This is a genomic window from Glycomyces sp. NPDC046736 (assembly GCF_040645615.1).
Classification (GTDB): Bacteria; Actinomycetota; Actinomycetes; order Mycobacteriales; family Micromonosporaceae; genus Glycomyces.
The window spans coordinates 108,723-131,736 of sequence record NZ_JBEYYO010000017.1; the positions used below are offsets into that span (position 1 = coordinate 108,723).

Annotated in this window: 23 protein-coding genes; 14 read left to right on the plus strand and 9 right to left on the minus strand. The window is 71.2% G+C overall.

Translation table 11 applies throughout. The features are described from left to right. The first annotated feature begins 127 nt into the window (after positions 1-127). The 5 genes from AB0B28_RS17210 (at position 128) to AB0B28_RS17230 (ending at position 5,652) form a co-directional block, all read left to right on the plus strand. Entirely contained in the window at positions 128-2,095 is a 1,968-nt protein-coding gene (locus tag AB0B28_RS17210; RefSeq protein WP_360121900.1) for a translation factor GTPase family protein, read from the plus strand. A gap of 120 nt (positions 2,096-2,215) precedes the next feature. Beyond that, a complete protein-coding gene (locus tag AB0B28_RS17215) occupies positions 2,216-3,553 on the plus strand; it encodes a M14 family zinc carboxypeptidase (RefSeq protein WP_360121902.1) in 1,338 nt (445 codons plus the stop codon). A gap of 116 nt (positions 3,554-3,669) precedes the next feature. After that, a complete protein-coding gene (locus AB0B28_RS17220) occupies positions 3,670-3,909 on the plus strand; it encodes a DUF1049 domain-containing protein (protein WP_360121904.1) in 240 nt (79 codons plus the stop codon). Between the two features lie 64 nt (positions 3,910-3,973). Further along, positions 3,974-4,654, plus strand: coding sequence for an NAD(P)-binding oxidoreductase (locus tag AB0B28_RS17225; RefSeq protein WP_360121906.1), 681 nt, complete (start codon positions 3,974-3,976; stop codon positions 4,652-4,654). Between the two features lie 68 nt (positions 4,655-4,722). Continuing rightward, positions 4,723-5,652 carry an aminoglycoside phosphotransferase family protein gene (locus tag AB0B28_RS17230; protein ID WP_360121908.1) on the plus strand — a complete coding sequence of 310 codons (930 nt, stop codon included), beginning with the start codon at positions 4,723-4,725 and terminating at the stop codon, positions 5,650-5,652. A 1-nt stretch (position 5,653) separates the two neighbouring features. Here AB0B28_RS17230 and AB0B28_RS17235 read toward each other — a convergent pair whose 3' ends face one another. Further along, positions 5,654-6,463 (minus strand): nucleotidyltransferase domain-containing protein, encoded by an 810-nt coding sequence (locus AB0B28_RS17235; protein WP_360121910.1) that lies wholly within the window; start codon positions 6,461-6,463, stop codon positions 5,654-5,656. A gap of 148 nt (positions 6,464-6,611) precedes the next feature. Continuing rightward, entirely contained in the window at positions 6,612-6,860 is a 249-nt protein-coding gene (locus AB0B28_RS17240; protein ID WP_360121912.1) for a hypothetical protein, read from the minus strand. 229 nt (positions 6,861-7,089) lie between these two features. Here AB0B28_RS17240 and AB0B28_RS17245 point away from each other — a divergent pair, with 229 nt between their 5' ends. Continuing rightward, positions 7,090-7,392, plus strand: coding sequence for a hypothetical protein (locus tag AB0B28_RS17245; protein ID WP_360121914.1), 303 nt, complete (start codon positions 7,090-7,092; stop codon positions 7,390-7,392). Here AB0B28_RS17245 and AB0B28_RS17250 read toward each other — a convergent pair. Next, positions 7,389-7,853, minus strand: coding sequence for a MarR family transcriptional regulator (locus AB0B28_RS17250; RefSeq protein WP_360121916.1), 465 nt, complete (start codon positions 7,851-7,853; stop codon positions 7,389-7,391). The two genes, AB0B28_RS17245 and AB0B28_RS17250, sit on opposite strands and share 4 nt — an antisense overlap. A 230-nt stretch (positions 7,854-8,083) precedes the next feature. Here AB0B28_RS17250 and AB0B28_RS17255 point away from each other — a divergent pair, with 230 nt between their 5' ends. After that, positions 8,084-9,163 (plus strand): NADH:flavin oxidoreductase/NADH oxidase, encoded by a 1,080-nt coding sequence (locus AB0B28_RS17255; protein WP_360121919.1) that lies wholly within the window; start codon positions 8,084-8,086, stop codon positions 9,161-9,163. A 162-nt stretch (positions 9,164-9,325) separates the two neighbouring features. Here the strand turns inward: AB0B28_RS17255 and AB0B28_RS17260 are convergent, their stop codons facing one another. Beyond that, a complete protein-coding gene (locus tag AB0B28_RS17260) occupies positions 9,326-11,386 on the minus strand; it encodes an MDR family MFS transporter (RefSeq protein ID WP_360121922.1) in 2,061 nt (686 codons plus the stop codon). 113 nt (positions 11,387-11,499) lie between these two features. Between AB0B28_RS17260 and AB0B28_RS17265 the strand changes: the two genes are divergently transcribed. Both AB0B28_RS17265 and AB0B28_RS17270 read left to right on the plus strand, forming a co-directional pair. Further along, positions 11,500-13,083 carry a sodium:proton antiporter gene (locus AB0B28_RS17265; protein ID WP_360121925.1) on the plus strand — a complete coding sequence of 528 codons (1,584 nt, stop codon included), beginning with the start codon at positions 11,500-11,502 and terminating at the stop codon, positions 13,081-13,083. 60 nt (positions 13,084-13,143) lie between these two features. Then, a complete protein-coding gene (locus AB0B28_RS17270) occupies positions 13,144-13,716 on the plus strand; it encodes a copper chaperone PCu(A)C (protein WP_360121928.1) in 573 nt (190 codons plus the stop codon). 93 nt (positions 13,717-13,809) lie between these two features. Here the strand turns inward: AB0B28_RS17270 and AB0B28_RS17275 are convergent, their stop codons facing one another. After that, positions 13,810-14,988 (minus strand): PP2C family protein-serine/threonine phosphatase, encoded by a 1,179-nt coding sequence (locus tag AB0B28_RS17275; RefSeq protein ID WP_360121931.1) that lies wholly within the window; start codon positions 14,986-14,988, stop codon positions 13,810-13,812. 94 nt (positions 14,989-15,082) lie between these two features. Continuing rightward, positions 15,083-15,586, minus strand: coding sequence for a DUF1269 domain-containing protein (locus AB0B28_RS17280; protein ID WP_360121934.1), 504 nt, complete (start codon positions 15,584-15,586; stop codon positions 15,083-15,085). A 221-nt stretch (positions 15,587-15,807) separates the two neighbouring features. On the opposite strand from AB0B28_RS17280, the gene AB0B28_RS17285 reads away from it, so the two are divergent. The 4 genes from AB0B28_RS17285 (at position 15,808) to AB0B28_RS17300 (ending at position 19,668) form a co-directional block, all read left to right on the plus strand. Then, positions 15,808-16,758: a sulfite exporter TauE/SafE family protein gene (locus AB0B28_RS17285; protein ID WP_360121937.1), complete on the plus strand. Its 951-nt coding sequence runs from the start codon at positions 15,808-15,810 to the stop codon at positions 16,756-16,758. 146 nt (positions 16,759-16,904) lie between these two features. Further along, positions 16,905-18,746 (plus strand): hypothetical protein, encoded by a 1,842-nt coding sequence (locus AB0B28_RS17290; RefSeq protein ID WP_360121940.1) that lies wholly within the window; start codon positions 16,905-16,907, stop codon positions 18,744-18,746. Between the two features lie 92 nt (positions 18,747-18,838). After that, positions 18,839-19,030: a hypothetical protein gene (locus AB0B28_RS17295; RefSeq protein ID WP_360121943.1), complete on the plus strand. Its 192-nt coding sequence runs from the start codon at positions 18,839-18,841 to the stop codon at positions 19,028-19,030. Continuing rightward, a complete protein-coding gene (locus AB0B28_RS17300) occupies positions 19,030-19,668 on the plus strand; it encodes a methyltransferase domain-containing protein (protein ID WP_360121946.1) in 639 nt (212 codons plus the stop codon). Before AB0B28_RS17295 ends, AB0B28_RS17300 begins: the two co-directional genes overlap by 1 nt. A 60-nt stretch (positions 19,669-19,728) precedes the next feature. Here AB0B28_RS17300 and AB0B28_RS17305 read toward each other — a convergent pair whose 3' ends face one another. The 3 genes from AB0B28_RS17305 to AB0B28_RS17315 form a co-directional block, all read right to left on the minus strand. After that, positions 19,729-20,604, minus strand: coding sequence for a hypothetical protein (locus tag AB0B28_RS17305; RefSeq protein ID WP_360121948.1), 876 nt, complete (start codon positions 20,602-20,604; stop codon positions 19,729-19,731). Positions 20,605-20,677: 73 nt separating this feature from the next. After that, positions 20,678-21,184: an O-acetyl-ADP-ribose deacetylase gene (locus AB0B28_RS17310; protein ID WP_360121951.1), complete on the minus strand. Its 507-nt coding sequence runs from the start codon at positions 21,182-21,184 to the stop codon at positions 20,678-20,680. A 63-nt stretch (positions 21,185-21,247) separates the two neighbouring features. After that, positions 21,248-22,225 carry an aldo/keto reductase gene (locus AB0B28_RS17315; protein ID WP_360121954.1) on the minus strand — a complete coding sequence of 326 codons (978 nt, stop codon included), beginning with the start codon at positions 22,223-22,225 and terminating at the stop codon, positions 21,248-21,250. 141 nt (positions 22,226-22,366) lie between these two features. Between AB0B28_RS17315 and AB0B28_RS17320 the strand changes: the two genes are divergently transcribed. After that, positions 22,367-22,882, plus strand: a complete 516-nt coding sequence (locus AB0B28_RS17320) for an adenine phosphoribosyltransferase (RefSeq protein WP_360121957.1) — start codon at positions 22,367-22,369, stop codon at positions 22,880-22,882. Positions 22,883-23,014 lie beyond the last annotated feature (132 nt).

Sequence of the window (23,014 nt, forward strand, 5' to 3'; positions counted from 1 at the left end):
ACCCCTTGCGCCCACCGCGCACCCATGCTGAACTGGCCCCTTCGTACCCGAGGCGAAGGAGCCCCCATGCACAAGCCGTTCATGTCCCACCAGGAAGGCATCCACCAAGCAAAGGACATGACCGCAATTGCGCACGCTCAACCTCGGGATCCTCGCCCATGTCGACGCCGGTAAGACCAGCCTGACCGAGCGGCTCCTCCAAGCCGCCGGCGTCATCGACGAAGTCGGCAGCGTCGACGCGGGCTCCACCCGCACCGACACCCTCGACCTCGAACGCAGGCGAGGCATCACCATCAAGTCCGCCGTGGTCGCCTTCGACCTCGCCGGCACGCCCGTCAACCTCGTCGACACCCCGGGCCACCCCGACTTCATCGCCGAAGTCGAACGCGTCCTCGGCCTCCTCGACGGCGCCGTCCTCGTCGTCTCCGCCGTCGAAGGCGTCCAAGCCCAGACCCGCGTCCTCTTCCGGGCCCTGCGCCGCCTCGGCGTCCCCACCCTCGTGTTCGTCAACAAGATCGACCGCGCCGGAGCGCGCCGCGACTCGATCCTGGACGAACTCGCCACCGCCCTCGACCCCGCCCTCATCCCGATGGACACCGTGACCGCCATCGGCACCGCCCGCGCCGCCGCCACACCGCGACCGGCCGGCCCCGAGACCGTCGCCGAAGCCCTCGCCGACCTCGACGACGACCTCCTGGCCGCCTACCTCGACGGCACCCTCACCCCCGCCGCACTCGACGCCGCGCTGGCGACCCAGGTCGCTCGGGCCCGCGCGCATCCCGTCCACTTCGGATCGGCGATCACCGGTGCGGGCGTGGCAGGCCTGGTGGACGGCATCCGGCGGTTCCTCCCCGGCACCGACGCCGACCCGGCAGGGCCGCTCTCGGGCACCGTGTTCAAGGTCGACCGCGGCCCGGCGGGGGAGCGGATCGCCTACGCGCGCCTGTATTCGGGGCGCGTGGCCGTGCGCGAGGAGATCACCGTGGGCGGCCGGTCGGCCAAGGTCACCGGCATCGACGTGTTCGAGGACGGCGGCGAGCGATCCTCGCGCACCGTCGAAGCGGGCCGGATCGCGAAGTTCCGCGGCCTCGGCGAGGTCCGCATCGGCGACCCGATCGGGACGCCCCCGCGCGCCGTCTCGGGCCACTTCGCGCCGCCCACCCTGGAGACCGTGGTCGTCCCCGGCCGCGAGGAGGACCGACCGGCGCTCCACACCGCGCTCACCCAGCTCGCCGAACAGGACCCGCTCATCGGCCTGCGCCAGGACGAGCGCCGCCGCGAGCTCGCCGTCTCCCTCTACGGCGAGGTCCAGAAGGAGGTCGTGGGCGCGACCCTCGCCGACGAGTACGGCCTCGACGTGGCCTTTCGCGAATCCACCGTCATCTGCGTCGAACGCCCACTGGGGACCGGCGCGGCCGTCGAGTACATCGCCAAGGCCCCCAACCCGTTCCTGGCCACCGTGGGCCTGCGCGCCGAGCCCGCCGAGAGCCTCGACAACGAGTTCCGGCTCGAAGTCGAACTCGGCTCCATGCCGTTCGCGTTCTTCAAAGCCCTGGAGGAGACCGTCCACGAAACCTTGACGCAGGGCCCGCACGGCTGGCAGGTCCAAGGCTGCGCCGTCACCGTCACCCACACCGGGTACTGGGCCCGGCAGTCCCACGCGCACGGCTCGTTCGACAAGTCCATGTCCAGCACCGCAGGGGACTTCCGCGGCCTCGTCCCGCTCATCCTCGCCCAGGCCCTCGACGAAGCGGGCACCGTGGTGTGCGAACCCCTGCACCGCTTCAGGATCGAGCTGCCCGAGGCCGACCTCGGCGGCGTCCTCGGCGCGCTGTCGAAACTGCGGGCCGTGCCCGAAGCGCCCGCGCCCCGCGAAGGCCGCTACGTCCTCGAAGGCACGATCCCCGCCACCGCCGTCCACGGCCTCGGCCAGCGCCTCCCGGGCATGACCCGCGGAGAAGGCCTGCTGGAGAGCGCCTTCGAACGCCACGAACCGGTGAGCGGCCCCGTGCCGTCCCGGCCCCGCACCGACGCGAACCCCTACGACCGGGACGCCTACCTCGTCGCGATCAGCCGCCGCGTCACCGCCGGATAGCGCATCCATTGTGTCCGGATATGTTGCGCTCCTTATGAATTGATGGTCAAATATGTGGTTAGGTCCTTTTCATCGCCTCTTCGGCCCGCCCACCCTCGGCGGGCAGAGAAAGGAATACCCATGCGCCTCAAGCGAAGGCTCGCCACAGCGGGCGTCGCCCTGGGGGTCGTCGCGGCCGCCACCGGCACCGCCGCCCTCACCGCACAAGCCGACCCCGCGGGCCCCACCGCAGACGACACCACACCCGTCGCCTGGAACGTGGACGGCCTCACCGCCACCGAACTCACCGAACTCGAATCCCTCGGCTTCGACATCGCCGAAGCCCACGACGGCCGCGCCCAGATCATCGGCGACGCCGCCGTCGCCGACGAACTGCGCGACCTCGGCCACGACCCCGAATTCCACGACACCGTCTACAAAGCCGTCGACCCCGCCATCCAGCAGGAGGGCACCTACTACGGCGGCTACCGCACCGTCGACGCCTACGAAGCCGACCTCCAGGCCATCACCGAGGCCAACCCCGACCTCACCGTCCTCCACGACATCGGCGACTCCTGGCTCAAGACCCAGGGCCAAGGCGGCCACGACCTCCTCGCCGTGTGCCTCACCAAACTCACCGACGGCGACTGCGAGACCGACCCCGACTCGGTCAAACCCCGCTTCACCCTCATGGCCCAGATCCACGCCCGCGAAATCGCCACCGGCGAGATCGCCTGGCGCTGGATCGAGAAACTCGTCGACGGCTACGGCACCGACCCCGAGGTCACCGAACTCCTCGACACCACCGAAGTGTGGGTCGTCCCCATCGTCAACCCCGACGGCGTCGACATCGTCGCCTCAGGCGGCAACAACCCCGTCCTCCAACGCAAGAACGCCAACGACACCGCCGGCAACTGCGGCAGCCGCCTCGGCATCGACCTCAACCGCAACTCGTCCTTCGAATGGGGCAACGACTCCACCAACCCCTGCGCCGAGACCTACCAAGGCGCCACGGCCGCCTCCGAACCCGAGACGCAGGCGATCGAGGCCTGGCTGCGCGACATGCACCCCGACCAGCGGGGCCCAGGCGCCAACGACCCCGCGCCCGACGACGCCCGCGACGTCTTCATCACCCTGCACTCCTACGGGAACTACATCATCATCCCCTACGGCTACACCGCAGATCCCGCCCCGAATGACACCGCGCTGCGCGCCCTCGGCGCCGACATGGCCGAATACAACGGCTACTTCGTCGGCACCAACGACGACACCGTCGGCTACGGCACCTCCGGCACCACCGACGACATGGCCTACGGCGAACTCGGCGTCGCCGCCTTCACCTTCGAAGTCGGCGGCAACTTCGGCACCTGCGGCGGATTCTTCCCCGCCTACACCTGCGTCGACGCGAGCCTGTGGCCCGAGAACGAAGGCGCACTCCTGACGGCCGCCCAAGCCGCCGCCGCGCCCTACGCCTCATAACCTGATCGGTCCCGGCGGCACGCGCCGCCGGGACCGCCCGAAATCCCCATACCCCGCCGCACGCCGCCCCCGCGGCCCATACTGGCCCTGCACCCTCCTGAAGAGAGGACACGGCCATGACCACCACAAACACCGACCAGGGCAAGAACGGCATCACCGTCCGCAGGCTCATCACCGCAGGCGTCATCCTCGCCCTCGCCGTCTGGTTCATCCTCGCCAACACCGAAGAAGTCGGCGTCAAACTCTGGCTCGTCCGCGTCGAGACCCCCATGTGGATCATGATCACCGTGGTTTTCCTCGCCGGCTGGGCCGTCGGCGCGCTCCTGCGCCGCCGCTCCGCCAAGAAACGCGCCTGAACCGCCGAAACCCCCGCGCCGCAGACCCGCCCGCGCCACCGCCCACCGGGCTATGGTGGGCCGTATGCATGTCGTCATCGCCGGAGGGCACGGACAGATCGCGCTGCTCCTGACCGAGATCCTGGCCGCCGAAGGACACTCCGTCACCGGACTGATCCGCAACCCCGACCACGCCGAAGACCTCACCGCGATCGGCGGCCGACCCATCCTCCTCGACCTCGAACAGGCCGACCCCGAACACCTCGGCGCCCTCCTCGACTCCGAGACCGGCAACGACGTCGACGCCGTCGTCTTCGCCGCCGGAGCCGGACCCGGCAGCGGCGCCGCCCGCAAGGACACCGTCGACCGCGCCGCCGCCGTCCTCCTCGCCGACGCCGCCGAACGCGCCGGCGTCCGCCGCTACCTCCAGATCTCCACCATGGGCGCCGGCTCGACCCCCGACCCCGCCCGCGACGAGGTCTGGGCCGCCTACCTCGAAGCCAAGACCGCCGCCGAAGACGACCTGCGCGCCCGCGACCTCGACTGGATCATCCTGCGGCCCGGCGCCCTCACCGACGACCCGCCCACCGGCGCCGTGCTGCTCTCCAAACCGCCCGCCGGACGCGGCAGCGTCACCCGCGCCGACGTCGCGGCCGTCCTCGCCGAACTCCTCCGCACCCCCGCCGTCTCCAGGCAAGTCCTCGAACTGCGCGGCGGCGACACCCCCGTGACCCACGCGGTCGCGTCCCTGGTGAACACCGACTGAACCAGACCCCAAGCCCCACATGCGCATGCGGATTGCGTCGGCGGTCGACAGTGCTCGATACTGTACCGATGCGATTTGGAGTGGTGCCCTCATCCGTTCGACGCGATGTGCTCGCCTGGCACGGCGCCGACGGGCAAGCCTGGCTCGACGAACTCCCCAGGACAGTGTGGGCGCTGGCCAGGAAGTGGTCGCTCAAGCTCGACGTCCCGGCCTTCGCGGGCGGTTCGCAGGCCTATGTGGTCGCCGCGCGACGCGAGGACGGCTCGGACGCGGTGCTCAAAGTGCCCTATGTCGACGATGAGAACCGGGCCGAGGCCACGGCGCTGCGCGCCTACGACGGCGACGGCGCGGTGCGGCTCTACGACTACGACCCGTCGACCGGCGGCATCCTCATGGAGCGCCTGGTCCCGGGCAACCGCCTCAAGTCCACCCGCTTCTTCGGCCACCGCACCCCCGAGGCCGCGTGGCGGCGCATCGGCATCGCGTGCGGGCTCTACCGGCGGCTGTGGCGCCCGGTCGAGTCCTTCGAGGGCCTCCCCGAGATCCCGAACGCCGCCGACCTGGTCGAGGCGTGGATCGCCGCCTACCGCACGGCCGGGCCCGAGACGCTCTACCGCGCCGGTGAGGAGACGCTGCGTCTCGGCGTCGAACTCGGTGAGGAACTGCTGCGCGAGACCCCCGAACTCGGCCTCGCCAACCGCGACACCCACTTGACGAACATCGTCTCGGCCGAACGCGAACCGTGGCTGTTGATCGACCCGAAGCCGTGCGTGGCCGAACGCGCCTTCGACGGCGGGTACTTCCTGTTCAAGCAGCAGGTCCACGGCCCGCACTCGGGCACCGACCTCCTCCAGGCCGTGGCCGAGGGCCTGGGCGCCGATGCGGGCCGCGTCCGGTCCTGGGCGATGCTGCGCTGCGTCGACCAGATCGTGGGCGCCGACAGCGACCAGGAACGCCACCTGGCCCTCAAGGCCCTCGACGACCTCCAGCGCGCCTGACTCAGGCGAGTCCCCTCGCTCGCCAGTGACGCAGATGCGCGTCGACCGACCAGGCCGAGATCCGCTCCAGGTCGGGCTCGGCGGGCAGCGGGGTGCGGCCCGAAGCGAGCGCGTCGAGGATCCGGCCACGTACCTCGTCCACTTCGGCCAACACTGTCGCCAGTTCGGGCACGCCGCCGGTCTTGACGCGGAGCACGCGTTCGCGGTCGGCCTCGGGCATGGGCAGCGTCAGGGTCCCGCGCTCGGCGATCTCCAAGCCCTGCAAGCCCAGTCGCAGCGCGTGCGAGGCGTACTTGACGTCGTAGCCGTACTTGGCGACCAGTTCGGGCCGGTTCGGCATGTCGCCTTGGCGACCGCGCCCGAGCAGCCGCTCGGTCTGGCCGTCGAGGTAGCCCACGAACCGCTCGGCGGCGCGCCGCGACAGGAACGCCGCGCCCAGGCCGCGCAGCTCCTCGCCCAGTTCGGTCGAGGCGTGCACCGACTCCTTGGGCGCGAACATCGGCAGCAGCACCGTGGGGTTGCCCGCGGCGGCGAGGCGGAGGTACTTCCGCAGCGAGTACATGACCAGGTCGGTGTCGCCGTGCCGCGACCGCGCGCCCTCGGGCCGGGTGCGCCACACGTAGTGGTCCATCGCCGGGACCATCCCGATGACGCGCTCGGGCGGTTCGACGTAGACGCCCATCTCGTCGTGGTCGGCGGCGCCGGGGAGCGCGAGGCCGTGGAGGTCGGAGCCGACCTCGGTGCGCAGGATCTCGCCGTCGCGGGCCACGGCGGGGTCGCCGTGCTCGGTGGGGCCTGGGGTCGCGTTCATCGGGTCAGCCTGCCATCGGACCGGGCGTCGAGCGAGGGGATTTCGCAGAGCGCACGCGACACGCCGGTCACGAACGGATGAATGTCGGACTCGTCGGATATCTGACTTCGAGGCGAGTCGTCCAGTCGTCGGAATGTCCCTTGAGGATTCACTCGCGGGGCTCGCGGAGGGCCGCGCGGAGTCCTCTCAGGCCGATGATCCCGATCGCGATGCCGAGTCCCAGCGAGGTGATCGCGAGCGTCAAATGGACCCAGAAGTAGCCCGTGGGATCGCCTGATGCGTCGAAGGCCAGGCCGCTGACGTCCTGAAACAAGTTCTTGACAAAAGTTGTCCAGATTGCAAGCGACCACACCCCGAAGGCGAGGAGGAACAGCGAGACCGGGCGGCTGAGCTTCATTCGTCCAGTATCCGGACCGCCGCCGCGCTCGAAATCTCGGGCGCGTCGAGGCGGCCGCGGGTCACTGCACGGGCCGTCGCACGGCCGGTGCGGCGGCGCGGGCGTCTGATGCGCCTACTATCCTGGTCATTGCTGACCCGGTGTCACTCTGTGCGGCACTTGCGTGCATACCGTGGTCTGCGATGATGGAGACCGGATTGTCGTATTGCACGAAATGGCTGGCCCGGACATGAACGCATCCGAAGCACCGCAGCCGCCCAGCGGCTACCCCGACGCTTCCGTCGTGGGCTGGGTCCGCACCGAGGACGTCGAGAGCGCGGGCCTCCACATCAGAATGACGATCGCGCCCGCCGATCGGATCGTGCAACTGTGGGAACTCGAGGACGGCCACCCCGTGCTGTGGCTCGGCAACGCCTTCCGCATCGAGTCCGAGCCCCCCGGGCTCTACCTCAACCACCGCTACGAGGCGAGGCTGAGCCGCGGCCAGCGGGACCTCCTGGCCCGCGCGGCCGCGAAGTTCTGGAAGTCTTAAGCGGCGCGCCGCTCGCCGATCCGCTCCAAAGCCTCGACCAGGGGCTGCAACTCCGGGTCCTTACCGGCCTCGTCGAGCGCCTCGCGCAGGGCCGCGTCGTGGGTCGGCCGGGCCGCTTCGAAGAGCTCGCGTCCGGCCTCGGTGATCTTGGTGCAGATGCCGCGGCGGTCGTCGGCGCAGATGGTGCGGGCCAGGAGCCCGCGGTCCTCCAGGCGCGTCACCAGGCGCGTGGTCGCGCTCTGGCTCAGCACGATCGCGTCGGCGACCTCGCGCATCTGGAACCGGTCGACCTTGCCCTTGTGATGGCGGTGGAGCACGGTGAGCAGCGAGTACTCGCGGACGCTGAGGTCGTGTTCGGCTTCGAGGCTGCGCCCGACGCGCTCGCCGATGCGATCGTGCAGGACCGACAGGTTGCACCAGGTCTGTGCCAGCGCGGTGGTGGTGGACGGTGCCGTGGCCACGGTGCACCTCCCTTTCTCAAGACGATCGCGGCAAGTCTAGCGTACGGTGACATACGCACCCCGCCAATTACCGTCGCTTGCAATTAACCCGCGTTTGCAAGTACTCTCGACGGTGCGGCCGCGTCAGCCGACGCGGTCGAGGCGTTGCTCCAGCTCCCCGGCTGGACGTACCCTTGGGGCCGCCCCCGCGACCCCCGCGCCCGGACCGCCGCTCATCCGAAGGAACGATCTTGACCAGCAACCTGTTCACCCCGCTCACGCTCCGCGGGACCACGTTCGCCAACCGGGCCTGGATGGCCCCGATGTGCCAGTACAGCGCCGCCGTGGAAGGGCCTCAGGAGAGCGCGCCGAACGACTGGCACGTGCAGCACTACGGCTCGCGGGCCGTGGCCGGGCCCGGCCTGATCCTGGTGGAGGCCACCGCGATCGTCCCCGAGGGCCGCATCAGCGCCGGCGACCTCGGGATCTGGAACGAGGTCCAGGTCGAGGGCCACAAGCGCCTGACCTCGTTCATGCGATCGCACGGGGTCGTCCCTGGCATCCAGCTCGCCCACGCGGGCCGCAAGGGCAGCAACGACCTGGAGTTCAACGGCGGGAGGTCGCTGACCGAGGCCGAGGGCGGCTGGACCCCGGTCGCGCCGAGCGCTGTGGCGTTCAGCGACAGGACGCAGGTCCCGCACGCGCTCACCGTCGAGGAGATCGCCGGCGTGGTGGAGGCCTTCGCGGCCGCCGCCCAGCGGGCCCTGGACGCCGGGTACGAGGTCGTGGAGGTCCACGGCGCGCACGGGTACCTGCTGCACGAGTTCCTCTCCCCGATCTCGAACCTGCGCGAGGACGAGTACGGCGGTTCGTTCGAGAACCGGGTGCGGCTGCCGCTGGAGGTCGTGGACGCGGTGCGCGCGGTCGTGGGGGAGGAGCGGCCGCTGCTGTTCCGCGTCTCGGCCACCGACTGGGTCGAGCCCGAGGGCTGGACCGCCGACGACACGGTGCGCCTCGCCGGTCTGCTGCGCGAGCGCGGCGTGGACCTGCTCGACCTGACGACCGGCGGGAACGTGCCGGTGGCGTCGATCCCGAGCGGCCCGGGCTACCAGGTGCCGTTCGCCGCGCGGGTGCGCCGCGAGACCGGCCTGCCGACCGCGGCGGTCGGGCTCATCACCGAGCCGCGCCAGGCCGAGAAGATCCTCGCCGACGGCGAAGCCGACGCGGTGCTCCTCGGCCGCGAGCTGCTGCGCAACCCGTACTGGCCGCGCGAGGCCGCGCGCGAGCTCGGCGACGAGCACCTGCTCCCGCTCCCGTACCGCCGCGCCTGAGCATCCCTCGCGCCCGAGGCGAAGCGCCGGGCCCCGTCAGAGGCCCGGCGCTTTTTCGTACAGAAGGCCCGAAACCGTGTCGTACCCCCCGCGTATTTTTGATCCAGGGGTCCCTCTTATGTCCGATTTGTGTAGACACTCCGTGACAATCCCGGACACGCCCTAACCCGGTTTCGAGGCCGCCTCGGATTGCACGTGTTCGATGGACTCCTGCTGCGCGATGTCGCGCGCCAAGTGGCCAACGGCGCGGTTGAAGACCTCCCGGTCGGCCGGGTCGTCGAAGTCCCAGTCGTCCAAGCGCCGGTCGAGCCAGCGCTTCCACGCCGAGATGAACAGCCCGAACTCCGCCAGGCCCCGCTCGGTCAGGCGCAGGTGTCCCCGGTCGAGCGCGACATAGCCCTCGCGGACCACCTGTACGAACACCGGTTGCAGCACCTGCGGCGGCAGCGCGTGCGCCGCCGCGATGCGCAGCAGCGTGGCCGGCTCGCCCGAGACCTGCCGCATGTAGACCTGCCGCAGCGCCCACGTGCTGGCCCGGTCCAGCGCCGAAGCGTTCGCGGCCGACTCGTACACCTCGGTGAACACCGTGCGCCGCTCGCGCTGCATCACGTCGGCGACCATGCGCGCCAACCGCTCCTCCGACGGCGCCGGGTCGGGCGCGCCGAAGCCCTCGCCCATGTCGGCCGCGCGCCCCCGCGCCGCGTCGTGCAGCGGCCGCTCCTGGAGGAACCACGCCACCACGAAGCCCAGCAGCGCAACGGGAACGGTCCAGAAGAACACGAAGTCGATCGAGTCGGCGTACGCCTGGACGATCGGCGCGATCACCGTGTCCGGCAGCTCGTGCAGCCCCGCCGGGCTCGCCGCCGCGGCCGGGTCCACCCCGGTCTCGGCGTACGCCTGCGCCAGCAGCGGCGTCAAGTGGTTGCTGAACAGCGTCCCGAAGATCGCCGTCCCGAACGTCGACCCCACGGTCCGGAAGAACGTCACGCCCGACGTGGCCGCGCCCATCTGCGCGTACGGCACCGTGTTCTGCACCGCGATCGTGAGCACCTGCATCGCCAGCCCGATCCCCAGGCCCAGAACGAGCATGTACACCGATTCGAGCCACACGCTCGTGCCCGGCCCCATCGTCGACATGAGATAGAGCCCCGCGGCCATGAACGCGGTGCCGAGGATCGGGAAGATCTTGTACCTCCCGGTCCGGCTCACCACCGACCCCGACAGGATCGAGGTGAACAGCATCCCCGCGACCATCGGCAGCGTCCGGTACCCCGAGACCGTCGCCGACACCCCGTCCACGTATTGCAGGTACGTGGGCAGGAACGTCATCGCCCCGAGCATCGCGAACCCCACGATGAAGCTCAGGATCGAGCACACCGTGAACACCGGGTTCTTGAACAGCCACATCGGAAGGATCGGCTCGGCCGCGCGGCGCTCGACCACCACGAACAGCGCCAGCGCCACCGCCGCCCCGGCGAACATGCCCAGGATCGTCACCGAGTCCCACGCGTACTCGCCGCCGCCCCACTCCAGGGCCAGGATCAACAGCGAAGTGCCGATCGCGACGAAGATCAGCCCCAGGTAGTCGATGACCGGCTTGGCCGCCGAGCGGACCCGCGGCACGAACGCCGCGGCCATCACGATCATCACCACCGCGATCGGCACGTTCACGTAGAAGCACCACCGCCACGACAGGTGGTCGGTGAACAGGCCGCCCAGCGTGGGCCCCAGGACCGTGGTCACCCCGAAGACCGCGCCCATCGCGCCCTGGTACTTCCCCCGCTCGCGCAGCGGGATCACGTCGGCGATGAGCGCCATCGCCGTGACCATGAGCCCGCCCGCGCCCAGACCCTGCACCGCGCGTGCCGCGATCAGGAACACCATGTCGGTGCTGAACCCGGCCAGGATCGAGCCGCCCACGAACACGACCGCGCTGATCTGGAAGATCGACTTGCGCCCGAACATGTCGCCGAACTTGCCCACGACCGCCGCCGCGATCGCCTCCGCCAACAGGTACGACGTGACCACCCAGGCCATGTGCCCGGCCCCGCCGAGGTCGGCCACGATCGTCGGCAGCGCCGTGGACACGATCGTCTGATCCAGCGCGGCCATGAGCATGCCCAGCAGGATCGTCACGAACACGAGGTTGCGCCGCGACTTCGGCAGCGCCGGAGGCGCGGGCTCCTCAGCCTCAGCCCGCTCGGCGGTGTCTACAGTGCTCATAGTGCGGAACGATAGCCGCAAATCACCTCAACAGGGCCCGAGTGACCCCGAAGCGCCCGGCCCCGCGCATAGGATGTCCCCGACATCGAGCGCGTCGACCCGGCGGAGGCCCCATGGAACTCGTGGCGATCCTGTTCGCCCTCACCGTGGGCGGACTCCTGCTCACCGCCGCGGCCGAATGGATGCGCATCCCCGCGCCCGTCCTCATCTGCCTCTACGGCCTCGCCCTGGCCCTCGTCCCCGGCGTGCCCCCGCTGGACATCGACCCCGAGCACCTCCTGCCGATCCTGCTGCCGCCCTTGCTGTGGGCCGCGGCCCGCAAATCCAGTTGGCGCCACTTCGCCGCCAACTGGCGGCCCATCCTGCTCCTCGCGGTCATCCTCGTGTTCGTGACCACCGCGGCCGTGGCCGCGCTCGCCGCCACGATCAGCCCCGCCCTGCCCGTGGCCGCCGCGATCGTCCTCGGCGCGATCGTGGCCCCGCCCGACGCCGCCGCCATCTCGGCCGTCGCGGGCCGACTCGGCCTGCCCCGCAAACTCGTCACCATCCTCGAAGGCGAAGGCCTGTTCAACGACGTCACCGCCCTGACGCTCTACAACGTGGCCGTCATGGGCGTCGTGTCCGGCTCGATCTCCATCTGGTTCTCGGCCGGACTGTTCGTCTACTCCGCCGCGGCCGCCACCCTCATCGGCCTCGGCATCGGGTTCGTGCTCTACAAACTCGTGGCCCTCGTGCGCGACAGCCGCGTCTCGACCGCCCTGGGCCTGACCGCCCCCTACATCGCCTACCTGGTCGCCGAAGCCGTCCACGCCTCCGGCGTGCTCGCCGTCATCTGCGCCGCGTTCTTCATCATGGCCCGCTCCAACGACCCCGACGACTTCGAAGGGCGCCTGGTCCAAGGCTCGGTCTGGGAAGTCGCCGAGACCGTCCTCAACGCCCTCACCTTCGGCCTGGTCGGCATGGAACTGGTCGACATCATCCAAGCCGTCGACTACGGCTTCGGCGAGATGCTGTGGAAGGCCCTCGCCATCGCGGGCGCGGTGATCGCCGTCCGCATCCTCTGGCTCGGCCTCGCGATCCTCTTCGGCCGCATGGGCATCGGCTGGAAGGAACTGGGCGACCACCCGCGCATGGCCGTGGTCACCGCCTGGGCGGGGATGCGCGGCGTGGTCACCATCGTCACCGCGCTGGCACTGCCCACCTACATCGCCGACGGCAGCCCCTTCCCCGGACGCGAGCAGATCCAGTTCCTCGCCGTCGTCGTGGTCCTCGCGACCCTGGTCGCGCAGGGCCTCACGCTGCCGGGCCTGATCGAATTGCTCGGCGTCAAATCCGACGCCGACAAGGAGAGCCAGGACCTGCACGCGATCATGAACGAGGCCGCCAAGGCCGCCTACGCCAGGCTCGGTGAACTGCGCGAGTCCGGCGAGGTCGACGATGAGGTCGCCGCCAAGATGCAACGCTGGTACGACCGCCGCGGCGAGCAGGTCGCCGCCCTGGTCGAAGACCGCGAGAACCCCGAGAACGAAGCGCTCGCCAGCCGCATCGACGCCATGCAGCGCCTGGAGAGCGAACTGCTCACCGCCGCCACCGCGCGCGTCCTCGCCATGCGGTCCCAGCCCGGGCGCGACCCGGCCCTGGTCGACCGCGTCCTCGCCTCGTTCGACCACCGAGCCGTGGGCCGCAACCACCGTTAGACCCACCGCACGGTATGTCGCGCCCCGGAGGTGGACGCCCGCGCGCATAAGGTGGCGCTTGTGGAGAGACGAGACGCGAGCGCGGCTGCGAGCCGCATGAAGGCGGGGGTCCGCTTGGCCGCGGTACTGGCCGCGGCGGCCCTGGCACTGACCGGTTGCGGTGCGGGACAGGTGACCCAGACCGCCGACACGGTCCCGGCCATCACCGGAGTCGACGTGGACGCGGGGTCGCTGGCGCTGCGCGACCTCCAGGTCGAGTACGCCGGCGACGGCGGCTACCCCGAAGGCGGGCAGGCCCCGCTGCGGGTGTGGATCGCCAACGAGGGCCAAGCGCCCGTGGCGCTCACGGCGGTGACCAGCCCGGCGGCCGAGTCCGTGGTCCTCGACGCCGCGGACGCCGCAGTGGCCGGGTTCCCGATCGTCATCGCCCCCGATGCGTACGTGCGCCTGTCCTCCGGGAACGGACCGTTCCTGGTGCTGGAGGGCCTGACGCAGCCGGTCTCGGCGAACGCGCCGGTCGAAGTGTCGTTCACCTTCGACAACGGGGAGGTCGTCACCGCGAACCTCCCGCTTGGCCAGCCCGAGGGCTCGGACCCGCGGTCCTACTACGGCGGCGGGGACGAGGGGCACTAGGGCGTGTCCGGTGATCGGCCGGATAGCGGTCGGCGGGGGTTCGTGAACACCGCCTAGGCCGGTCTTCGCAGCGGCACCGCTCTCGCGGTGCCGCTATTTCGCGGTCGGCTCGGGGATCTGGATCATCAGGCCGGTCAGGTCGTCCTCGCGTTGGTACGCGCCCGAGACGAAGTCCTTGCGCAGCCGGGTGCGCAGCTTCTCGGGGTCGCGCACGCCAGCCCGCACGTGGGCGTTGAGCAGCGCGAACAGCGGGAAGGTCTGCCCGGCGGCGTTCTTGGCGTCGACCAGGCCGTCGGTGTAGGCGATCACCAGGTCGCCCGGCGCGAGCTCGACCTCGCGGACCTGCGCGGGGGTGTCGATCGCGAAGTCCGCCAAGCCCAGCGGCGGCGTGGGCTTGCCGCCGATCGTGTAGGTGCACGAGCGGACCAGCAGCGGCGCGGGGTGTCCGCACAGGAGGGTCCGCAGCCGGTCCCGGGCCGGGCTGATCTCGATGAGCGCGGCGGTGGCGAACGTCTGGCCCCACTCGTCGCGGTCGCGGTTGTCCAATCGCACGCGCCGCTCCAGGTGCGCGGCGAGCGTGGTCAGGTCCGGGTCGTCGATGGCCCGCTCGCGGAAGGTCCCCAGCAGCGCCTCGGTGACCCGCACCGTGCTCAGGTCGTGCCCCTGGACGTCGCCCACGATGGCCCGCACCCCGAAGTCGGTGTCCTGCACGTCGTAGAAGTCGCCGCCGATGAGCCCGGGGCTGCCGCGGGCGGTGCGGTACACCGCGGACACCTTCATGCCGCCGATGCGCCCGGGCAGGTTCGGCAGGATCGCCTGCTGCGCGGTCTCGGCCACCAGCGTCATGTCGAACAGGCGCAGGATGAGCCGGTTCCTGGTCCACGCCAAGGCGATGCACAGGAGTCCGACCACCGCGATCGGGGGCAGGTCGGCCCAGACGCTCGGCGGGTAGGGGAGCAGCCCCAGCGCCTCGGACCCGGCGCTGACGAACGCCAGGACCGCCGCCGTCGCCACCGCGGTCGCGACGGGGCCGTTGACGAGCGCGGTGAACGCGGGCAGCAGCACCAGCGCGTAGTTGGCGTACGGGATCATGATCGGGCTGACGAACGCGAGCGGCACGGTCGCGGCCAGGAGGATGAACGGCAGCAGCCGCAGCAGGAACACCGAGGTGGGGTGTCCCGACGCGAGCCGGGCCCAGGGATTGGTCGGCACGGCGTAGGCCCGAGGGTGATGCTCGGGCATCACACCTGCGGTTCTACGAGTGCGCTTCACGCAGCGAGCGTAAGCGGGCGCGGGCGCGCTGAGCCCGGAAACGCCGAAAGCGGACGGGGGCCGCTCCCGTCCGCTCCGGTCCTTTCCGCTTCGGTTACGCCTGCGCGCCGGTGGCGGTGTCGATCGCCTCGCGCAGCCGCGCCTCGTCCTCGGTCGAGAGGTTGGTCTGGAGGAGTCGGCCCTGGTACTGGCCGCCCAGCTCCTCGATCACCTTGTCCTCGGTGGCCGAGAGGACGAGCAGCACCAGCGCGGCGCTGCCGGGGTTGAGCTCCTTGCCGAGCTCCTTCATGAACGAGTCGTCCACGCCGATGTCGGTCATAGCCCCGCCCGCGGCCCCCGCGGCCGCGCCGACGGCCATGCCGAGCAGGGGCGCGAAGAACAGGAGGCCGATGAGGCCGCCCCACAGCGCGCCGCCCGCGGCGCTGACGCCGGTGAGCGAGGTGGACTGGTGCAGTTTGACCTTGCCGTCGTCGCGGCGCTCGACCACCACGGCGTCGCCGAGTTTGATGAGCTCGCGCTTCTGCATGTCGGCGAGCTTGGCCAGGACCGTCTGCGCGGTGGGGACGTCCGGGTAGGCCACGGCGATGAGTTGGCTCATGCGCGTCTTCCTCTCTTCAGGCCGCCGGACGGCGGCGTCACGCCCGATTCTGGTACGCGTGGGGCGCGCGCGAAGCCGAATGCGCGTGAAATCCCGCGTTCCCATCATGTGCGCGAGAATCCCGGCCCGCGGGACGGACGTTGACGGACGCGCGACGGCAATCTATGTTTCCCATAGATTTGGTAGAGTTCTTCGCCCGGTCACCGTCGGAAGGCTTTCTCGTGCGCACCCTCGTCCTCCTGGGCCTGGTCGGTCTGGCCGCCCAACTCGTCGACGGCAGCCTCGGCATGGCCTACGGCGTCACCTCCACGACGCTGCTGCTGGCCATCGGCACCAACCCCGCGTCGGCGTCGGCCACCGTCCACCTCGCCGAGATCGGCACCACCCTCGCCTCGGGCGCCTCGCACTGGCGCTTCGGGAACGTGGACTGGAAGGTCGTCCTCAAGATCGGCATCCCCGGCGCGATCGGCGCGTTCGCGGGCGCGACCTTCCTGTCGTGGCTCTCGACCGAGATCGCCGCGCCGGTCATGGCGCTCATCCTGCTCTCGCTGGGCCTGTACCTGATCATCCGCTTCACCTTCCGGGGCCTGGACCGCCGCAACCTCGGCAAGCCGCTGCGCAACCGGTTCCTGACCCCGCTGGGCCTGGTCGGCGGCTTCTTGGACGCCACCGGCGGCGGCGGTTGGGGCCCGGTCGGCACCCCCGCGCTGCTGGCGAGCGGGCGCATCGAGCCGCGCAAGGTCATCGGCTCGATCGACACCTCCGAGTTCCTGGTGGCCGTGGCCGCCTCGGTCGGGTTCATCATCGGCATCGGCACCGCGGGCGTCAACTTCGCGTGGGTCGGGGTGCTGCTCCTGGGCGGCCTCATCGCCGCGCCGATCGCGGCCTGGCTGGTGCGCCACATCCCGCCGCGCGTCCTCGGCTCGGCCGTCGGCGGCGTCATCATCCTCACCAACTCCCGCACCCTGCTGCGCTCGGACTGGATCGGCGCCCCGGCCGCGATCGAGTACACCGCCTACATCGTCATCGCCGCCGTGTGGATCGCGGCCGTGACCTACTCGGTGCGCCGCCACCTCGCCGAGCGCGACGTGGGCGAACCCGTCCTCGACAAGGCCAACAACCCCGACGAGTCCGCCCCCGCCAAGGAGACCCCGGCCGCCGAGCACTCCTGACCGAACCTTCCACGGGCCCGCGCCTGTCGGCGCGGGCCCGTGTCGCATCCCCGACCGTCCCTATCGGATTTGGGGGACGACGTGAACGTCCGTCTCCAGTAGCATGTTGCCTCAACGTGGCCGTGTGGTGGACCGTTGGAGGCGCCGTGACGCAGTTCTACCAGGCATTGCTCCGCGACGGAGGGCAGCGGCTCGGCCCCCGGCTGCGGCGCTGCTTCGCGTCCTGGGCCGGAGTCGACGACGACGGCGCACCGCGGGCCGAGCACACCCTCGCCCGGGCCCGGGTCACGTTCGCCGACACCGAAGTCTGCGGGACCTACACGCTGGACGCGCAGGTCGGCGGCGCCCGCCTGCGCACCACCGCCACCTGGGCCCTCGGCCGCACCCCCGCCGCCAACTGGGTCCGCGTCACCGTCGAAGGCGAGCCGCCCGCGCAGCTCGAACGCGCCCCCGGGTTCGTCGCCGCGTTCCTCGCGACCGGGCGCGCCACCGACGGGGCCGTCCCCGTCGAGTCCGGGCCGCACGTCGTCGGTCCCGAGGAGGTCCAGGGCCTCACCGCCTGGCTCGCTGACCCCGAACGGGCCGTGCCGGTCATCGTCCTCTCCACCGCGCGCGGCGACTCAGGCCTCATCGCCGCCTGCGCCGACCACCTCGCGAGCGCGCTCGCGGGCGTCGCCGTGGTGGCCCGCCTCTACGACACGCGCGCCCAGGACGAGCTCAACGCCTGGCTGGGCGCAGATCTCAGCGTCTTCGGCGGCGGCCTGCGCACCTACCTGCCGGGCGTGCGCCCCGGCGCCGAGTCCTACGCGATGCGACACCAGCCCCGCGGCGGCGGCGCGATCCGCGACCACGGCGTCAAGGCGCTCGGCGTGGTCGTCGAAGGGGTCATCGAGGCCTCCGTGCACCGCCCCTTGCCCACCGACGTGCGCCAGGCCGAACCGCGCGCCGCCCGCGTACTCGCCGGGACGCTCGCCCCCGGGGCCTTCCACGCCGCGGCCCCCAGCCCGGCCGCGATAGCCGTCCCGCATCCGCCGAAGAAGCCCGCGCCGAAACCGGCGGCGATACCCGAACCCAGACCCGAACCCGCCGCGGCCGAAGCCGAACCGGAACCCCCACAGGTCTCGATCACCGAGGCGGCGGCCGACCGCATCGCCGAACGACTCGCCGACCACCTCGACGACAGCGTCCTCGAAGCCCTGGTCGACATGGCCCGAGGCGGCGACTCCGAGACCACCGCGCTCATCCGGACCATGTCCTCGCACGTGGAGGCCCTCACCCGCGCCGTCGACGCCACCGGGCTCCTCGGACGCGGCGGGCGCGGGCGCGAGATCGAACGGCTCCAATCCCAGTACGACCAGCTCGAAGCCGACTACGTCGAACTCCAAGAGCTCGAACGCAAAGCGCAGGACCGCATCCGCTGGCTCGAAGGCCGCCTGGCCGAACACGCCGACCCCGTCTACGGCGTCGAGACCGCCGATCCCTGGGAGGCCGAGAGCCTCATGGACGTCGTGCAGCGGGCCCGCAAGCGCCTGCGGCGCCTCGACCTTCCCGGCACCCTCGACACCGAGGTCTCGCGCCTCGACGTCATGTACCCGCGCCACCGCCGCCGCTGGACCGGCAAGGCCTGGGACGCCCTCTGCGCCCTCGACGCCTACGCCGAAGCCCGAGCCGAAGGCCACTTCTCCGGCGGCTTCTACGACTGGTGCAGCCGCCCGAGGCCCGGTGCGGCCGTGGTCTCCCCGACCATGGTGTCCATGAAGGAGTCCGACTCGGTCACAGAGAACCCCAAGTACCACCGGGCCCGCGTCTTCCCCGTCCCCACCGAGATCGACCCCTCCGGGAAGCTCTTCATGCCCTCGCACATCAAGCTCCAGTCGGTCGGCTCGCCCGCCCCGCGCATGCACTTCCTCGATGACGCCGGCGGCGCGACCGGCCGCATCTGGATCGGCTACCTCGGCGACCACCTCCCGAACACCCGCACCAACTGAGCCGCACCGCGCCCCAAGGGGACTCGCGACCGCGGTCAGCGCCCAAAGCGGTGCTCCCGTAGGCTCGGAGGCCCAACCCGGGAGGAGCACTGATGGACTTCATGCGACGCAACGCGCGGTGGATCGCCCTCGCCGCCCTGCTCGCGGTCATGGCCCCGTTCCTCGCGCAGGGCCTGAACGCCCTGTTCGCGATCGACACCTTCACGGTGGCCGTGATCCTGGTGCTCGTGATGGCCGCTGTCGTCGTCCTCCTGGCCCGATCCCAAAACGACGAGGAGAACTGATGTCGAGACGGCGACGCCGAGTCTTCGCCCGCCGGTATCCGAGTGCCGCCGCCCCACTGGAGGCGCGCGGCCTCGGAGCGCAGCGGGCCCGCCTGCTGGCCCCGGTCTCCGGGCGGGTGCTCGAACTCGGCTGCGGCTTCGGCGCGAACTTCCCCCACTACCCCGAGACCGTGACTGAACTGGTCGCGGTCGAACCCGAACCCCGTTTCCGCGACCTCTCCCGCGAGAAAGCCGACGACCTCGGCCTCAAAGCGGCCATCGTGGACGGCACGGCCGAAGCCCTCCCGGTCGAATCCGACTCGTTCGACACCGTGATCGCCACCGCGGTCCTGTGCTCGGTCGACTCCCAACAGGACGCGCTGGCCGAGATCTTCCGGGTCCTCAAGCCCGGCGGCGCCCTGGTGTGCTTCGAACACGTCGGCGCCCACGGCGACGACCCCAGCCTGGTCGAGCGCGCGTTCGACGCGGCCCTGTGGTCCCCGCTCAACGGCGGCTGCCACCTCTCCCGCGACACCCTCGGCGCCATCGAAGCCGCCGGATTCACCACCGAGGGTCTGCGCCGAGAGCACTTCGGGTTCCTGCCCTGGCCGGTCTCCCGAAAACCCCACCTCGTGGGCACCGCCCTCAAACCCCTGTAACGCTTGAAGACGCGAGGGCCGGTCCCGACGGGACCGGCCCTCGCGCATGGAACGACTCGCTCAGGCGATGCGGCCGTAGGCCTTGAGGATCTTCAGGTTCGCGAGGGTGAGGTAGCCGCCCCACTCGTGGACTACGACCGGGGTCCACATCTCGAAGTTCGGAGCCCAGCCGCCGTCCTCGTTCTGAGAGGCGATCAGAGCGTCGAGGCTGCGGTCGATCTCCTCGCCGCTGAACAGGCTGCGGGCCAGAGCGTCGGGCCTGGGGGCGAGGTCGAGCGGGGAGTGGACGTGGCCCGGGGCGTCCGGGTCGAGGGCCGCGACGGCGCGAAGCCCTTCGCGCAGGCGGGCGAACTCGGCTTCGGCCCGTTCGCGGTCGGCGGCGCGTTCGAGGAACGCGAGCGCGCACAGCGCGTCGTAGGCGCTGATCTCGGTGAGTTCGGCGAGGGCCTTCCAGCAGAACTCGGTGGCCGGGCCGAGCCACGGGTGGTCGATGCCGCGAGCGGTGAGGAGCCCGACGACGGGCGCGGTGGGGTTGAGCGCGGCAGGGGGCTGCTCGCCCGCGGGCTGCCACCAGGGGCCGCGCGGGTCGTCCAGGACGTTGGGGAGCACCCACGGCACACCGCCGTCCTCGGTGGAGTTGGCCGCGAGCCAGTCGCAGGCCCGCTGGACCATCGGGCCCGCGCCCTCGCCGATGCCTTCGAGCATCCACAGGGCCACTTCGACGCCCTGCGGCTGGCTGCCCGCGCCGCGCAGGTCCGGTTCGATCGCGTTGCCGAACCCGCCGTCGAGGTTTTGGTAGGCGGCCACGGCGCCTCGCACGAGTTCGCCTGGGGCGCTTTGGAACGCGTGGGCGTACCGGAGCCGGTCCACGAGCCTGGCATGGAGCAGCAGGTAGCGTTCGGCGGCGGCGAAGGCGTCCTCGGTGAGCGTCTGCATCGGCGGCCCTTTCCTCGGCGGCGACCCCGGTCGGGGAGGAGCGACGAGCCTAACCGCCGGGTGTGACAACCGGTCAACCCGCGGCGGCGGCGAACGCCTGGTAGACCTCGTCGTTGAACAGCACGAAGCGGAGGTCGGCGACTCGGGTCCCGGCCGTGCGGACCGTCTCCACCGCGATCCGGGCCGCCGAGTCGGCGGGCCAGCCGTACACCCCGGCCGACACGGCCGGGAACGCGATCGAGGCGGCCCCGAGTTCGTCGGCGACCTTGAGGGATTCGCGGTAGCAGGACGCGAGCAGATCGGAGCGGTCCTCGTCGGTGGAGTAGACCGGGCCGACGGTGTGGATGACCCAGCGGGCCTCGAGTTTTCCGGCGGTGGTCGCCACGGCCTGCCCGGTCGCCAGCCCCCGTCCGTACTTCGAGGCGCGGAGGTCGCGGCAGGCCTCCAGGATCGCGGGCCCGCCTGCCCGGTGGATCGCGCCGTCGACCCCGCCGCCGCCGTAGAGCGAGGAGTTGGCGGCGTTGACGATCGCGTCGACGCGCTGCTTCGTGATGTCGCCGCGCAGTATCGAGATGCCCATGCCCGCATTCAAACACGCGCGCACCGGCGGCGGCCCGCGAACCGGAGTCCGCGGGCCTCGCCGCTACCAGCGGTGGTGGACCTGCGGGCGGATCAGCTCGTCGTAGACCTTCGCGACCTCGGCGTGGACCTCCGCACCGAGCGGCCCGAAGTCCGCCGCGGCGGCGTTCCCCTCGGCCTGCTTCGCGTTCCGCGCGCCCGGGATGACCACCGAGACGGCCGCCTGGTCGAGGATCCAGCGGAGCGCGAACTGCGCCAGCGTCATCCCCTCGGGCACGAGCGGGCGCAGCCGCTCGACCGCCTCCAGGCCGGTCGCGAAGTCGACCCCGGCGAACGTCTCGCCCACGTCGAAGGCCTCACCGCGGCGGTTGAAGTTGCGGTGGTCGTCCGCGGCGAACGTGGTCTCGGCGGTGTACTTGCCCGACAGCAGTCCCGAAGCCAGCGGCACGCGCGCGATGATGCCCACGCCGGCGGCCTGCGCGGCCGGGAGCACCTCGTCGAGCGGCTTCTGCCGGAACGGGTTCAGGATGATCTGCACCGTGGCCACATTGGGCCGCGCGATCGCGGCGAGCGCCTCGTCGCAGGTCTCGACGCTCACCCCGTAGTTGCGCAAGCGCCCCTCGGCGACCATCGCGTCCAAGGCGTCGAACACCGCGTCGTCGGCGTACACGGCCGGCGGCGGGCAGTGGAGCTGCACCAGGTCCAGCTCGGACACGTCGAGGTTGGCGCGCGAGTCGTCGTTCCAGGCCGCGAAGTTCGTGGCGCTGTAGTTCTCCAGGGTCTGCTCGACCCTGCGGCCCATCTTGGTCGCCACGAAGACCCCCTCGTGGCTTTTGCGGAACCGCCCGATGAACCGCTCCGAACGCCCGTCGCCGTACACATCGGCGGTGTCGTAGAACGTGACCCCCGCGGCGGCCGCCGCTTCCAGGGCCGCTTCGGCGTCGGCTTCGCTCACGTCACCCCACGCGGCCCCGATCTGCCACGCCCCGAAGCCGATCACCCCGACCTTCGCGCCGGTCCTGCCCAGTACGCGCTGCTCCATGTCCACTCCCACTCGCCCGTTCGCGAAGCGACCTCCGCTTCGCCCGCATCACCGCAGATCCTCGCACGCCGGGCCGGTCGCGGTGCCGCGACCGCCGCGAAGGACGGGACCGGCGCCTGACCACCGGCTACCCTTGCCGCTGTGGATCTGACCGAATACGTGCCCGTCGTGCCCGACTTCCCCGAGACCGGGGTGGGCTTTCGCGACATCACCCCGCTGCTGGCCAATCCCGCGGCGTTCAGGGAGTCCATCGACCGGCTCCAGGAGTCGTGCGCGGACTACCCGTACGACACCGTGGCCGCGTTCGACGCCCGCGGGTTCCTGTGGGCCGCGCCGCTGGCCGACCGCACCGCCAAGCCCCTCATCCCGATCCGCAAGGCAGGCAAGCTGCCCCGCGCCGCCGCCGTCGAGTCCTACACCGGCGAATACGCCGAAGTGCGCGTCGAGATGCACGCCGACGCCGTCGCAGAAGGCGACCGCGTCCTCCTGGTCGACGACGTGATCGCCACCGGCGAGTCCATGGCCGCCGGGGTCCGCCTCGTCGAAGGCCTCGGCGGCACCGTCGCCGCCTGCGCGGCCCTTCTGGAGATCGGGGCCCTGTCCGGGCGCGACCGCCTCGACGGCTACCCCGTGGTCTCGCTCCTGGGCAAGCTCTAAGGGCCGCAACGCACGACGCGCGGAGCCGGTGAGAAGAACCGGATGTTCCGCGGCCAGGAACGCTGCGATGCGATCGGTCAGCCGCGGGTCGATATCGCCCCCTCCGAGTTCGGCCTCGTTCCGAAGCTCGAT

What these genes read in the sequence shown, in the direction of transcription:
- AB0B28_RS17265 (WP_360121925.1), top strand. Translation starts at nt 11,500, where the DNA reads ATGGAACTCGTGGCGATCCTGTTCGCCCTCACCGTGGGCGGACTCCTG.
- AB0B28_RS17235 (WP_360121910.1), bottom strand. Translation starts at nt 6,463, where the DNA reads ATGAACGCGACCCCAGGCCCCACCGAGCACGGCGACCCCGCCGTGGCC.
- AB0B28_RS17305 (WP_360121948.1), bottom strand. Translation starts at nt 20,604, where the DNA reads ATGCAGACGCTCACCGAGGACGCCTTCGCCGCCGCCGAACGCTACCTG.
- AB0B28_RS17300 (WP_360121946.1), top strand. Translation starts at nt 19,030, where the DNA reads ATGTCGAGACGGCGACGCCGAGTCTTCGCCCGCCGGTATCCGAGTGCC.
- AB0B28_RS17315 (WP_360121954.1), bottom strand. Translation starts at nt 22,225, where the DNA reads ATGGAGCAGCGCGTACTGGGCAGGACCGGCGCGAAGGTCGGGGTGATC.
- AB0B28_RS17260 (WP_360121922.1), bottom strand. Translation starts at nt 11,386, where the DNA reads ATGAGCACTGTAGACACCGCCGAGCGGGCTGAGGCTGAGGAGCCCGCG.
- AB0B28_RS17280 (WP_360121934.1), bottom strand. Translation starts at nt 15,586, where the DNA reads ATGAGCCAACTCATCGCCGTGGCCTACCCGGACGTCCCCACCGCGCAG.
- AB0B28_RS17225 (WP_360121906.1), top strand. Translation starts at nt 3,974, where the DNA reads ATGCATGTCGTCATCGCCGGAGGGCACGGACAGATCGCGCTGCTCCTG.
- AB0B28_RS17245 (WP_360121914.1), top strand. Translation starts at nt 7,090, where the DNA reads ATGAACGCATCCGAAGCACCGCAGCCGCCCAGCGGCTACCCCGACGCT.
- AB0B28_RS17240 (WP_360121912.1), bottom strand. Translation starts at nt 6,860, where the DNA reads ATGAAGCTCAGCCGCCCGGTCTCGCTGTTCCTCCTCGCCTTCGGGGTG.
- AB0B28_RS17215 (WP_360121902.1), top strand. Translation starts at nt 2,216, where the DNA reads ATGCGCCTCAAGCGAAGGCTCGCCACAGCGGGCGTCGCCCTGGGGGTC.
- AB0B28_RS17295 (WP_360121943.1), top strand. Translation starts at nt 18,839, where the DNA reads ATGGACTTCATGCGACGCAACGCGCGGTGGATCGCCCTCGCCGCCCTG.
- AB0B28_RS17220 (WP_360121904.1), top strand. Translation starts at nt 3,670, where the DNA reads ATGACCACCACAAACACCGACCAGGGCAAGAACGGCATCACCGTCCGC.
- AB0B28_RS17310 (WP_360121951.1), bottom strand. Translation starts at nt 21,184, where the DNA reads ATGGGCATCTCGATACTGCGCGGCGACATCACGAAGCAGCGCGTCGAC.
- AB0B28_RS17230 (WP_360121908.1), top strand. Translation starts at nt 4,723, where the DNA reads ATGCGATTTGGAGTGGTGCCCTCATCCGTTCGACGCGATGTGCTCGCC.